A 13,522-nucleotide genomic window follows, 5' to 3' on the forward strand; every position below is an offset into this window, starting at 1 on the left:
CTCCGCCCCGCGGTTCAAAAACCGCGGGGCGGAGGTTTTGTTGAAGGATTACCGATAATCAATCGGCAGCGTTGGCAAACCGTTTAAACTCCAATCGGCCAAATTCCCGTCTTGGAATTCATAATACCCCTGTGCGGCGATCATGGCGCCGTTGTCGCCGCAGTATTTCAGCTCGGGCAAAAAGACACGGGCACCCAGCTTCTGTGCGCCGTCATTGACGAGCTGGCGCAGGCGGCCGTTGGCGGCCACGCCGCCCGCTAAAACCACCTGTTGGGCGTTCGTGTCGGCTGCGGCGGCCAGCAGCTTTTTGGCCAGGATCTGGTCAATGCGCTCCTGAAAGCTGGCGGCCATGTCAGCCACATTCACGCCCTGCCCCTTCTGCTCGGCGTTGTGGACCTCATTGATGACGGCGGTCTTGAGGCCGCTGAAGCTGACATTGTACTTGCCCTCCACATGGGGGACAGGCAGCTTGTAGGCCTTGGGGTCGCCGCCGCGGGCAGCGGCGGCCACGCTGGGGCCGCCGGGGTAGGGCAGGCCCAGCGTGCGGGCAACCTTGTCATAGGCCTCGCCCGCAGCATCATCGACGGTGCGGCCTAAAATTTTATAGCGGCACCAGTCCTCGACCAGTACGATGTGGCTGTGGCCGCCGCTGGCAACGAGGCACAAAAACGGCGGCTTCAAATCCTGATGCGTTAAATAGTTGGCCGCAATATGCCCCCGCAGGTGATGCACCGGCACCAGCGGCTTGTTTGCCGCATAGGCCAGCCCCTTGGCAAAGTTTACGCCAACGAGCACCGCGCCGATCAGTCCCGGCGCAAACGTCACGGCCACAGCGTCCACATCGGCAATGGTCATATTGGCATCGGCCAGCGCCTTGTCAACGGTGGCGCTGATATATTCCGCGTGGCGGCGGCTGGCGATCTCCGGCACGACACCGCCGTAGAGGGCCTGCTCCTTCACGCTGGTGGAGATCACATTGGAGATGACCTTCCGGCCATCCTCCACGATCGCCGCCGCAGTCTCATCGCAGGTGGACTCGATTCCTAAAACATACATACAAAAACCTCTATGCAGGGGGCGGGCATGCCCGCCCCTCAGCGTTTTCTCGATTGCTATTTTCCCGGAAAAGTGCAGCCTCCGTCAGGCTGCGGGCCGGTCATGCCCGGCCCCTACGGTCGTGCTGCTGTTTTAATGGGCGGCAAGCCATGTCTTGCCGGTGCCTACCTCGGTCGTCAGGGGGACGCTGTAATGCACAACGTTTTCCATTTCTTCTTTCAGGATGCGCTTTACCTCATCGCACTCTGCCTCGGGCGCCTCGACAATCAGCTCATCGTGGACCTGCAAAAGCAGGCGGGCCTGCAGCTTTTCCTCGCGCAGGCGCTGCCAGACATGGACCATCGCCAGCTTGATGATGTCGGCGGCCGTGCCTTGGATCGGCGTGTTGCGGGCCATCCGCTCCCCGCTGGCGCGCACCTGAAAGTTGGAGCTGGCAAGCTCCGGCAGGGCGCGGCGGCGGCCGAACAGCGTTTCCACATAGCCCTTGTCCTTGGCGTGGGCGATGCAGTCCTTCATATAGCTGTCCACCTTCGGGAAGGTGTCAAGGTAGGTCTTTAAGAAGCTGTCCGCCTCTTTGACCGAAATACCCAGATCCTTGCTCAAGCTATACGCGCCCTTGCCGTACATGATGCCGAAGTTGATCGCCTTGCTGGCGCTGCGCAGCTGCGGCGTGACCTCGCTCTCCGGGATGTGGTAGATCTTGGCGGCGGTCGAGCGGTGGATGTCCGCACCGTTCAAAAACGCCTGCTGCATGTGCTCATCGCCGGTGATGTGGGCAAGGATGCGCAGCTCGATCTGAGAATAGTCGGCGTCCACCAGCGTTTCACCCTCGCCCGCCACAAAGTAACCGCGCAGCCGGCTGCCCAGCTCGGTGCGGATGGGGATGTTCTGCAGGTTCGGTTCGGTCGAGGAGATGCGCCCGGTGCGGGCCTCGGTCTGGATAAAGGTCGAGTGTACCCGGCCATCGGCGGCCTCGGCGTTCAGCAGTCCGTCCACATAGGTGGAGAGCAGCTTGGCGTAGGTGCGGTATTTTAAGATCTCGTCAATGACCGGGCTGTAGGGGCGCAGGCTCTCCAGCGTTTCGGCATCGGTGGAGTAGCCGCGCGCCGTCTTTTTGCGCGGCGGCAGGCCCAGCTTGTCGAACAGCGCCTCGCCCAGCTGCTTGGGGCTGTTTACATTGAACTCGTAACCGACTTCTGTATAAATATTGTGCAGGATACCGTCCAGCTCGCCCCGTAGGCTGTCGCCAAAGGCGCGGATACCGGCGGCGTCGATTGCAAAGCCGATACGCTCCATGTCCGCCAGCACCCGGGCCAGCGGCAGCTCCATCTCGTCCAGCAGCTTGCGCTGGCCGCTCTCGTCCAGTGCGGCGGCAAGGGTGTCGCAAAGGCCGGCCAGCACGCCCGCATCGGGGGCGTCTTCACAGTGGAAGGCGGCGTGTACGCCGTACTCGGCGGCCAGAGACTTGACCTCATAGCCGCTGGCGGACGGATTCAACAGGTAGGCGGCCAGTTTGCCGTCAAAGCGCAGCGCCTTGCCGACGCCGCCGTGTGCAAGCGCTAGCCGGTAGAGGGGCTTGGCGTCAAAAGCCCAGATCTCGGCATCACCGTCCAGCAGGGCGGCCAGCCGGTCGGTGTCGGGCAGGTAGACCTCGCTGCCCTGCACGAGATACCAGCTGCCGTCCCCGGTCTTGGTGACATTCTGCGCGGCGTAAAAGCGGCCCTCCAGCAGCAGCGGCAGGGGAGAAGGCTCCACTGCCTGTACCGGGGCGGCGTCGGCGGCCGCAGCGGGGGCGGCGCCGCTTTCCAGTTCCCAGCGGTCGACCAGCTTGTGCATTTCCAGCGCGGCCAGCAGCTGCGCGGCGGCAGCCGGGTCACCGGGGCGGCGGATATAGGCGTTGGGGTCGGTCTCAATGGGGGCATCCCTGCGGATGGTGCCCAGCATATAGGAAAGATCAGCCTTATCGCGGTTGGCGGTCAGCTTGGCGCGCTGGCCGGGCTTGACGGCCTTGTCCTCAATGTTGTCGTACACGCCCTGCAGGCTGCCGAATTTCGAGATCAGCGCCAGCGCGGTTTTTTCGCCGATGCCAGGCACGCCGGGAATGTTATCCGACGAGTCACCCATCAGGCTTTTTACATCAATGAGCTGGGGCGGCTCAATGCCGTATTTTTCCCGGATGGCGGCGGGGTCCATGGGGATGGTCTCCTTGTTGGTCGCCAGCAGAACGGTCGTGGCATCGTCCACCAGCTGCAGGCTGTCCCGGTCGCCGGTCGCCAGCAGCGTGGTGCCGCCGGCAGCCTCACAGGCAGCGGCCAGCGTGCCTAAAATATCGTCAGCCTCCCAGCCGGCCTTGCTGACCTGCACAAAGCCGAGGTCGGTCAGCAGCTCCTTCAGGACCGGCATCTGCTGGGCCAGCTCCTCCGGCATGCCGTGGCGGGTGGCCTTGTAGCCATCGTAGGCATTGTGGCGGAAGGTGGGGGCGCGCTCATCCCACGCGATGGCCACGGCATCGGGCTGGTGGGCTGCCAGCAGATTCAGCAGAATATTCTGGAAGCCGTAGATGGCGTTGGTGTAGCGGCCATCCTTGGTTGTCAGCAGCTTGATGCCGAAGAAGGCGCGGTTGACAAGGCTGTTGCCGTCCAGAACCATGAGTTTCATAAAGCTATTCTCCTTACAGACAATCTACATTTCAGTATACCACATTTGCGGAAAATATGGTAGAATAGATTACAAAAAAGCCTTCCCCCTAGGGGGAAGGTGGCGCGAAGCGCCGGATGAGGGGCGAACTTGCTGTGATAACCCGTGAACGGGTTGCGGTGGGAACGTCAGCGGGGCGTCGAGGACGCCGCCCCCTACACCCGTAGGGGCGCATTCCATATGCGCCCGAAGATTTAGCCTTGCCGCAACTCTGCACGGGCGGAGCAGAGCCCCGCCCCTACAACGCGATTTTTATAGAAAGGGCATATTTTTATGCAGCTACGCAACCTACAAATCCCCGCAGGTGCGGTTTTTGCACCGATGGCGGGGCTGACCGATGCGGCGTGCCGCCATTTAATGGCGGACCACGGCGCGGCCTGGACCGTCAGCGAGATGGCAAGCGCCAAGGCGCTGAACTTCGGCGACCGCAAATCTCTGGAGCTTTTGCAGGACAAGCACCCCCACGGCCTGTATGCCATCCAGCTTTTCGGCGCAGAGCCGGAAACACTGGAAAAGGCGATACTCTTTGTCCGGGAAAAGGGCGTCCGGTTTGATATGCTCGACATCAATATGGGCTGCCCGGCGCCCAAGATCACCGGCGGCGGCGCGGGCAGCAGGCTGCTGCTGGACCCGCCGCTCTGCGGGCAGATGGTTGCCGCCGCCCGCCGGGCGCTGGGCGAGGATACCCCGCTGACCGTCAAGATGCGCATCGGCTGGGACGCCGACCACCTGACCGGCGTGGAGGTTGCAAAGCAGGTCGAGGCAAACGGTGCGGATCTCATCGCCGTACACGGCCGCACGCGGGAGCAGATGTATATCCCGCCCATCGACACGGCGGCGATCGCGGCTGTCAAGCAGGCAGTGTCCGTTCCGGTGCTGGCCAACGGTGATGTGACCACCGCCGACGGTGCGCTCACCTTATTAAAAGAGACAGGCTGTGACGGCGTTATGATCGGCCGCGGCGCGCTGGGCGACCCATGGCTGTTTGAGCAGGTCCGCGCGGCGATTCTGGGCGAGGAGCGCCCGCCCGAGCCGACGCTGAACCAGCGCATGAGCACCCTGCGCGCGCAGATCTATGAAATGTGCGAGGAAAAAGGCGAGTGGGCCGCCATGCCGCAGGCCCGCAGCCAGGCCATGCACTATATGAAGGGGCTGCGCGGGGCCGCCGCCCTGCGGCGCTACTGCTCGATGCTGGAGCATTTTACCGATGTAGACACATTGATCGATGCGGTGTATAAATTACAGTAGGGGAGGGATTCATCCCTCCCGTGCGTGTTCCCGCTGCCGCAAACGGCCCGGGAGGCATGAATGCCTCCCCTACAAACCATCTTGTAGGGGGGCGGCGTGCCTGACGCCCCGCAGGCAGTCAGAACCGTCCTCTTGTCAATTCGTCCAGATTCTGCTCATAGCAGGGCAGCATGTGCGCGATAAAATATTCTGCTTCGGGGCAGTTCATGGCGTGCAGGGCGTCCATCTGCTGGGTGCGGGCGGCCTCAAACTCGCGGTTGCCGCCGCGGCCCTCCTCAATGCACTTGATGATGGCCGACAGCCGGTCTGCCGCCTTCAGGATCTTGCGCTCGGCATCGTTCAGCACGCTGCCGGTCAGCCAGGCCTGCGTCTCGGCCTGCAGCTCAGCAGGCTGCAGGCTGGCCATAACGCGGGCGCTCTCATGCTCCACTGCCTTGTAGGCAGTGCGCAGAGCATCGTTTTTGTACTTGACGGGCGTGGGCATGTCGCCGGTCAGAATCTCCGGCGCATCGTGGTAGACAGCCGCCGTGGCCACAACCTCGGGCCGCAGGGCTGCGCCGGTGCCGGTGCAGCTTTTGCCGATCAGGCAGAGCGTGTGCGCCAGCATCGCCGTATCGGCGGTATGCTCGCTCAGCGATTCGGCCCGGGTGCTGCGCATCAGGCTCCACCGTGTAATGTATTTCATGCGGCTGAACAGCGCACTGAACGGATAGGTTTTCATCTTCACTTGACCTCCGGTTTGTGGTATACTGGGGTTGCTTTCAGTATACCACAACTTTTTGAAATGTGAGGCCCCATAAAGGGTACTATGAAAAAATCTGATACAAAATCGAATTACTGGCGGGTGTTCGCGCTCTGCTTTTTAACGGCGGTGCTGCTGTTTTTGCCGCACTGCATCATAGATGCGGCTGCGGGCGGCGGGTATTTCCACTATGCAGGGGACTTTAACGACCAGCAGATCAACTTTTACCAGTACGCCAACGCCTTTGTCAAGCAGGGCGGCACCTTCAGCTGGGCTACCGATCTGGGCAGCGGGTTTGTAAACTCCTACTCGTTCTATCTTTTAGGCAGCCCGTTTTTCTGGCTGTCGCTGGCGGTGCCTGCGCGGCTTATGCCGTGGGCGATGGTGCCGCTGCTCTGCCTGAAAATGGCGGTGGCCGGCGGCGGTGCCTACCTCTGGGCGCGCCGCTGGGTGCGGGAGGAAGGCTGGTCGATGCTGGCCGGCTGCCTGTATGCGTTTTCGGGGTTCAGCATCTACAACATCTTCTTCAACCACTTTCTGGATGTTGTGGCGCTCTTTCCCTATTTGCTGGCTGCGCTGGATGACGCCGCCATCGACGGCAAAAAGGGGCGCTTCCCGTTCTGGGTCGCGCTCAACCTGCTCAACAACTATTTCTTCTTTGCCGGGCAGGCGGTGTTCCTCATCATCTATTTTTTCTGTATGGTCGCAGGGCGGCGGTACAGGATCGGCCTGCGCCGCTTTGCCGCCCTTGCGTGGGAGACAGCGCTCGGCTGCGCGTGCGGCTGTCTGCTGCTGCTGCCCGCCGGGCTTTCGCTTTTGCAGAACCCGCGCACCATCGACCCGTTTACTGGGTACGGCTACCTGTTCTACGGCAAATCCCAGCAGTACGGGGCTATTTTTTACAGCCCCTTTCTGATGCCGGACGCGCCCTATTTCAAGGATATGTTTCAGGAGGGCATCCTCAAGCATACAAGCCTGACGGCCTATCTGCCGCTGGTGGGCGCTGCGGGCGGGCTGGCCTTCTGCCGCACGCAGGACCGCCACCCCTTCACCCGTATTTTGAAGGTCTGCGTGGTCTGCGCCTTTGTGCCGGTGCTGAACAGCGCGTTCTACGCCCTTAATTCCAGCTTTTACGCCCGTTGGTACTATATGCCGATCCTTGTGCTGTGCGGCGCTACCTGCTGCCTGCTCTCCCGCCCGCCCCTGGCCGAGCGCAGCCTGCCGCGCGCCTTTGGGCTGACGACCTTCATCACGCTGACGGCGGCGGTCTTTGCCGTGCTGCCCAACAAGGACAGTGACGGAAATTTCTGCCTTGGCGTGCTGGAGGAGCCTGCCCGGTTCTGGGCGCTGTTCGGCGTGACGGTGCTGGGCATCGTCCTTTTTGGGCTGCTCTGGCATTTCTGCCGCCGCAAGCGGCAGTGGAGCCGGGTCCTGCTGGCCGGTGTGCTGGGCTTCAGCCTTGTGTACGGCTCGCTGCATCTCTCCCTGACGAAATACGCCCAGTGGGATGTGGACGGCAGCCTTATTGCCGAGACATACGACTCCGCCGATGCAGTCGCGGCCGCCCTGCCGGACGATGCCTTCTACCGGATCGATGCCTACGGCGCGCACAACAATCTGGGGCTGTGGTTCGACCGCAGCTGCCTGCAGTTCTTCAACTCGACCGTAGCCCCGAGCATCATGGAGTTTTACCCCGCTGTGGGCGTCAAGCGCGATGTCAATTCCAAGCCGGACGCTGCCAACTACGCGCTGCGTGGCCTGCTCAGCGTGCGCTACACGCTGACCGCCCGTGACAAGGTGAGCGACTGGGAGAAACAGGCCCTGCCCGGCTGGACAAAATACGCCGAAACAGACGCCTATCTGATTTATGAGAATGAAAACTGGGTGCCGATGGGCTTTACCTATGACTACTATGTGACCGCCGACCAGCTGGAGCGGGTGGGGGAGGAGGAGCGCGCCCAGATCCTTTGCCGCGCCCTGCTGCTGGATGAGGATCAGATCTCGGCCTTCGGCAGCCTGCTGCGCCCCCTGCCCGATGCGGAACTGACCCGCCGCAGCGAGGAGGCCTACGCCGCCGACTGTGCCGACCGCCGCGCGGCCGCCGTGGCGGAGTTTACCGCCACAAGAACCGGCTTTACCGCCAAAACCGCCTATGATACCGATGCGCTGGTGTTTTTCAGCGTGCCCTATGACGATGGCTTCACCGCCGCTGTCAACGGCGAGCCAGCCGCCATCGAAAAGGTCGATAACGGCATGATGGCCGTGTATGTGCCTGCCGGGGAAAATGAGATAGAATTTACCTACCATACGCCGGGGCTGAAGGTATCGGCCATTGTGAGTGTGGCGGGGATCGCGGCGCATGGAATATACCTGCTGATTTTGAGAAAGAGGGCAAAGCGGCAGCAGGCGTAAGCTGCCAGAGGGACTTTGCCGCTTTTTCATAGCACTGAACCTTACGGTGCGATTTGTAGGGAGCGGTCTTGACCGCTCCGGGCAGTGCGGCGGTAGCCGCCAAGTTTCAACGGAGGGGTCAAGACCCCTCCCTACAGAGCAAAATAAAAGCGTGATAATAGATATATTTTAAACCTGACAAGAGAGGAACCCACCCATGCCAAACCATGCTGAACAATTAGCACAAGAACTGAACCTGAGCGTCAAAAATGTGCAGGGCGCGATCGAGCTGATCGATCAGGGCAATACCATTCCGTTCATCGCCCGCTACCGCAAGGAGGCCACCGGCTCGATGGACGATCAGGTGCTGCGCGATCTGGGCGACCGTCTGGAATATCTGCGCGGCCTTGATAAGCGCAAGGACGAGGTCACCTCCTCCATCACCGAGCAGGGTGCCATGACGCCCGAGCTGACCGCTGCCCTGACCAAGGCAAAAACGCTGGCCGAGGTCGAGGATCTTTACCGCCCCTACAAGCCCAAGCGCAAGACCCGCGCCAGCATTGCCAAGGCGCGCGGCCTGCAGCCGCTGGCCGATGCGATTTTGAAGCAGGACGCCGCGTTCGACCCCGAAAAGGCCGCTGCCGACTACCTGAACGAGGAGGTGCCCGATGCCGCCGCCGCGCTGGCGGGTGCGCAGGACATCATTGCCGAGGCTGTCTCCGATGATGCTGCCTGCCGCGCCGAGCTGCGCCGCTACTACCGCGCGTTTGGCCGCATCGCCAGCGCCAAGGCCAAGGACGAGGACAGCGTCTACGCCCAGTATTACGACTTTGCCGAGCCGCTGAACAAGATCCCCGGTCACCGTGTGCTGGCACTGGACCGCGGTGAGCGCGAGGGCTTTTGAAGGTCGGCATTCAGGTCGATGCCGAGCGCGCAGCGGGCATTGTCAGCTGGATGTTTGCCCGCAAAAAGACCGGCGGTGCCAGCGCGGCGGTTGTGGATGCCGCCGCCCGCGATGCCTACAGCCGCCTGATCCACCCCAGCCTTGAAAACGAGCTGCGCAGCGAGCTGTCGGCCGCCGCCGCTGAGGGTGCGATCAAGGTCTTTGGCGACAACCTGCGCCAGCTGCTGCTGCAGCCGCCCATCCGCGGCAAAACGGTCATGGGGCTGGACCCCGGCTACCGCATGGGCTGCAAGGTGGCGGTCGTTGACCCCACCGGCAAGGTGCTGGACACGAATGTCGTCTACCCTGTGCCTGAGTTCAAGCGGGTGGATCAGGCAAAAAAGACCATCAAGGCGATGGTTTTGAAGAACGGTGTCGAGGTCATGGCCATCGGCAACGGCACGGCCGGCCACGAGACGGAAGAATTTGCCGCCGAGGTCATCCGCGAGCTGGCCGAGGAAAAGAACCTGCACCTGCAGTATATGGTCGTCAGCGAGGCCGGTGCCTCGGTCTATTCGGCGTCCAAGCTGGCCGCTGAGGAGTTCCCGCAGTATGATGTCAACCTGCGCAGCGCCGTGTCGATTGCCCGCCGCCTGCAGGACCCGCTGGCCGAGCTGGTCAAGATCGACCCCAAGGCGGTCGGCGTCGGCCAGTACCAGCACGACATGCCCCAGAAACGGCTGAACGAGACGCTGGACGGCGTGGTCGAGGACTGCGTGAACAGTGTCGGCGTGGACCTGAACACCGCCTCTGCGCCGCTGCTGCGCCGCGTGGCGGGCGTCAGCGCGGCCACGGCCAAAAACATCGTGGCATGGCGTGAGGAGGAGGGGGCGTTCACCTCCCGCGCGCAGCTGAAAAAGGTCAAGGGCCTCGGCCCCAAGGCGTATGAGCAGTGCGCGGGCTTCCTGCGGCTGCCTGAGGCAAAGAACCGTCTGGATGCGACCGCCGTCCACCCCGAAAGCTACGCGGCCGCCAAGGCGCTGCTGGACGCCTGCGGCTACACGGCCGCTGAGATCGGCACTGACCGGCTGGCGGGGCTGCCCGGCGCCGTCAAGGCCAAGGGCGCCGGGACCCTCTGTGCGCTGCTGGGCGTGGGCGAGCCGACCCTGAACGACATTGTGGCCGAGCTCTGCAAGCCGGGCCGCGATGTCCGCGACAGCCTGCCCAAGCCGCTGCTGCGCAGCGATGTCATGGGGCTGGACGACCTCAAGCCCGGCATGGAGCTGACCGGCACCGTGCGCAATGTCATCGACTTCGGTGCCTTTGTCGATCTCGGCGTGCATCAGGACGGCCTCGTCCATGTGTCCCAGATCAGTGATAAATTCATCAAGCACCCGCGCGAGCTGCTCAAGGTGGGCGACATCGTGCGCGTCAAGGTGCTGAGCGTGGATACCGGCAAAAAGCGCATTGCCCTGACCATGAAGGGTGTGCCGCAGCAAAACTGATACTAAACCGGCACGAACATATACAATTGTTGCACGCGAATTTACACGGGGTATGAATTTTTGAGGGACATGTCATACAATGGCATCGAAAAACGACAAATACTTTCAAAAAACATAAAAAAACAACTTTAAAAACATAAATGGTGTGAACAAACGACCCCCGACCCAGCCAAAAGCTGTCATTCTGACCAAAAGCCAAAATGAAGGATTTTCTCTTTTGTGCAGGAAATGGAAAAAATCGGATTTGTGCATTGTGAACAAAGAAACGGCACATAATTGTGCTATAATGCACAATGTAAGGAGCGGATAGAGCATGGTGGCTCACCTCCTTACCGCAGGGCTGCACGCCCGGTTCCGCCCCGGACACCGGTGCTGAAGATGCGGCAGATTGCGTGGGATTATTTCGGAGGTCATTTATTATGGTGAAACAAGTCAAGGTTTCCAATTTTACTGAGGTCAAGGGAATCGTGTCTGCTGCCGCCAAGTGCTATAACGATGTCGGCGTGCATGACATGAAGGGCAGCATCGCCGATGCCAAGAGCATTCTGGGCATGATGAGCCTGGATTACAGCCACCCCGTCAAGATCGTCTGCGAGGACGAGCATGACCTGAATCGCATCGTCAATGCGATCAAGCAGTAAAAGCAAACCAACCGCCCTGCAGCAAAACGCCGCAGGGCGGTTTTTTGTTGGTGCAAAAAGGCTTCCCCCGCGGGGGAAGGCAAGGAGCGCATCACGCCGCTGCGTAAAATTTTCTGAAATAGGAACTTTGAAAACGAGAGAAAACAAGAGCATTTAAGAGTATTTGAGAGTAAGCACGGAATAAATTAAAATTCTTGCCAAAAACCGTTGACTCTGCACGGCTTTTCTGCTATAATCACACTTGCGCGAAAAAGCGCCCCGCCGGGCGCTGTTAAATACCGTTACAAGACGGACGTGTTAATTTCTCAATGGAGGTTCCTACTATGAGCACGACTCTCGCTAAGCCCGCTGAAATGGCTGACCGCAAGTGGTATGTGATCGACGCCGCCGGCAAGCCCCTCGGCCGCGTTGCTGCCAAGGCTGCTGTCATCCTGCGCGGCAAGAACAAGACCACTTTCACCCCCAATGTTGACTGCGGTGACAATGTCATCATCATCAACTGCGATGAGGCTGTCCTGACCGGCAAGAAGCTGGAGAAGAAGTTCCATCGCACTCATTCCGGCTGGATCGGCGGCCTGAAGGAGACCCAGTACAAGACCCTGATGGCTGAGAACAGCGACAAGGCCATGACCTACGCTGTCAAGGGCATGATCCCCTCTAACACCATCGGCGCCAAGGCTATGACCCGCCTGCACTGCTACAAGGCTGCTGACCATGCCCATGCTGCTCAGAAGCCCGAAGCTGTTGAGATTTGAGTGAGGAGTGCAATAGAAGATGTACGAAACCAAACCTTATTTCTACGGCACCGGCCGTCGTAAGCATTCCGTTGCCCGCGTTCGCGTTTACAACGGCACCGGCAAAATGACCATCAACGGTCGTGACATCAACGATTACTTCGGTCTGGAGACCCTGAAGCTGCTCGCTAACAGCCCCCTGGTCCTGACCGAGAACGAGGGCAAGTTCGATGTCGTCGTCAACGTGGTTGGCGGCGGCTGCGCAGGCCAGGCTGGCGCTATCCGCCACGGCCTGTCCCGTGCCCTGCTGCAGTTCAACCCTGAGCTGCGTCTCCACCCTGAAGAAGGCTGGCTTCCTGACCCGCGATCCTCGTATGAAGGAACGTAAGAAGTACGGTCTGAAGGCTGCCCGCCGCGCTCCCCAGTTCAGCAAGCGCTGATTTCTTGCTGCGCAGCAAAAGCTTTTACCCCAGCATTTATGGTGCCGATCCGCTGGCCGGGTCGGCACTTTTTGTGTGATTCTGCAAGGAGTTTCTATGGCTTTATCACTGAAAACCAAAGAGCATATCCTCCGCGCGGCGGCGCTGCTCGTCCCCAAATGGGGGGCGTTGCTGGGCGGTGGTGCGGCGCTGGCGCTCTCGATCGGGTTTACCGGGTCGGCGCTGCATTTCACGACGGTCACCGACACCCACGGCGGCCGTGTGCGCATCCTGACAGCGGCCACCGACCTTGCCACTGTGCTGCGGCAGGCGGAAACGCCGCCGCTGGGCGAGAATGACAAGGCGATCTGGTCCCAGACGGATGACGGCACCCGGCTTGACATCCTGCGCGCCTACACCGTGCCGGTCACGGGCGGACGGCACCACGCAGGAGATCATTACCACCCGGCGCAACGGCGGCAGAGCTGCTGGCGCAGGCCGGGGCTGACATGGACGGAGGACGATATCCTCAGCTGCGCGCCGGGGGAGCAGGTCCCCGAGGGAGAGACCCTGACGCTGCAGCGGGTCAGCTATGTGGACTACACGCAGAGAACGAGGTCATCCCCACCGAGCTGGAGGAGATCCCCTCCAGCCTGTTCTACCGTCAGCCGGAGAATACCGTCACCGTGCAGCAGGGCAGTGACGGTCTGGGACACCGTAGTCAATACCGGGAAACCTGGGTGGACGGTGCATGGACCCGGCACCGAGGAGACCGGCCGTGAGACGCAGATCGGCATGGTGCCTACCGTGCAGAAGATCTACGGCGAGCAGGCGCCGGTGTCGCCGTTTGTCGGCCCCGAGATCGTGGACGGCGCCCCGGCAGAGGGCGTTGCCGAGGTCTACACGGGGCAGCGCTCGACAGGCTATTCGGCGTCCGCCACGGCCAAGGGGGCCAGCGGCCGCCGCCTGACCTACGGCACGGTCGCAGTCAACCCTGCCGTCATTCCCTATGGCTCGCTGATGTACATCACCAGCGATGACGGCCGCTTTGTCTACGGCTACGCCTACGCGGCGGACACCGGCACCGCCATGCTGCAGGGCAGGCCTTCGTTGACCTGTACTATGAGACCTACGATGAGTCGGTCGCAAGCGCGGTCATCCCGGTCACGGTCTATCTGCTCGATGAGGAGACCGCCGCCAAGTACA

9 protein-coding genes and 2 pseudogenes are annotated in these 13,522 nt (G+C 61.4%); 7 read left to right on the forward strand and 4 right to left on the reverse strand.

Going from position 1 to position 13,522, the window contains the following annotated elements:
* Positions 1-48: 48 nt before the first annotated feature.
* Entirely contained in the window at positions 49-1,056 is a 1,008-nt protein-coding gene (tsaD, locus tag OGM67_13225; protein UYJ34503.1) for a tRNA (adenosine(37)-N6)-threonylcarbamoyltransferase complex transferase subunit TsaD, read from the reverse strand.
* 132 nt (positions 1,057-1,188) lie between these two features.
* Positions 1,189-3,714: a DNA polymerase I gene (gene polA / locus OGM67_13230; protein ID UYJ34504.1), complete on the reverse strand. Its 2,526-nt coding sequence runs from the start codon at positions 3,712-3,714 to the stop codon at positions 1,189-1,191.
* A gap of 312 nt (positions 3,715-4,026) precedes the next feature.
* Here polA and dusB point away from each other — a divergent pair, with 312 nt between their 5' ends.
* Positions 4,027-5,001, forward strand: a complete 975-nt coding sequence (gene dusB, locus OGM67_13235; GenBank protein UYJ34505.1) for a tRNA dihydrouridine synthase DusB — start codon at positions 4,027-4,029, stop codon at positions 4,999-5,001.
* Between the two features lie 118 nt (positions 5,002-5,119).
* Here the strand turns inward: dusB and yfbR are convergent, their stop codons facing one another.
* Positions 5,120-5,722, reverse strand: a complete 603-nt coding sequence (gene yfbR, locus OGM67_13240) for a 5'-deoxynucleotidase (GenBank protein ID UYJ34506.1) — start codon at positions 5,720-5,722, stop codon at positions 5,120-5,122.
* Between the two features lie 87 nt (positions 5,723-5,809).
* Here yfbR and OGM67_13245 point away from each other — a divergent pair, with 87 nt between their 5' ends.
* The 5 genes and pseudogenes from OGM67_13245 to rpsI all read left to right on the forward strand — a co-directional run bounded on the left by OGM67_13245 (position 5,810) and on the right by rpsI (position 12,337).
* Positions 5,810-8,155 carry a YfhO family protein gene (locus tag OGM67_13245; GenBank protein UYJ34507.1) on the forward strand — a complete coding sequence of 782 codons (2,346 nt, stop codon included), beginning with the start codon at positions 5,810-5,812 and terminating at the stop codon, positions 8,153-8,155.
* Between the two features lie 196 nt (positions 8,156-8,351).
* Positions 8,352-10,522: pseudogene (locus OGM67_13250) on the forward strand (RNA-binding transcriptional accessory protein).
* A 419-nt stretch (positions 10,523-10,941) separates the two neighbouring features.
* Positions 10,942-11,163 carry an HPr family phosphocarrier protein gene (locus OGM67_13255; GenBank protein ID UYJ34508.1) on the forward strand — a complete coding sequence of 74 codons (222 nt, stop codon included), beginning with the start codon at positions 10,942-10,944 and terminating at the stop codon, positions 11,161-11,163.
* Between the two features lie 323 nt (positions 11,164-11,486).
* The gene (gene rplM, locus OGM67_13260) at positions 11,487-11,918 is read left to right on the forward strand and encodes a 50S ribosomal protein L13 (protein UYJ34509.1); all 432 of its coding nucleotides are present in this window, start codon (positions 11,487-11,489) and stop codon (positions 11,916-11,918) included.
* 19 nt (positions 11,919-11,937) lie between these two features.
* A pseudogene (gene rpsI, locus OGM67_13265) lies at positions 11,938-12,337 on the forward strand (30S ribosomal protein S9).
* 105 nt (positions 12,338-12,442) lie between these two features.
* Here the strand turns inward: rpsI and OGM67_13270 are convergent.
* Positions 12,443-12,781, reverse strand: a complete 339-nt coding sequence (locus OGM67_13270; GenBank protein ID UYJ34510.1) for a hypothetical protein — start codon at positions 12,779-12,781, stop codon at positions 12,443-12,445.
* Positions 12,782-12,825: 44 nt separating this feature from the next.
* On the opposite strand from OGM67_13270, the gene OGM67_13275 reads away from it, so the two are divergent.
* Positions 12,826-13,098 (forward strand): hypothetical protein, encoded by a 273-nt coding sequence (locus tag OGM67_13275; GenBank protein UYJ34511.1) that lies wholly within the window; start codon positions 12,826-12,828, stop codon positions 13,096-13,098.
* The last annotated feature ends 424 nt before the right edge of the window (positions 13,099-13,522 follow it).

Source organism: Oscillospiraceae bacterium (assembly GCA_025757985.1).
Lineage (GTDB): Bacteria > Bacillota > Clostridia > Oscillospirales > Ruminococcaceae > Gemmiger.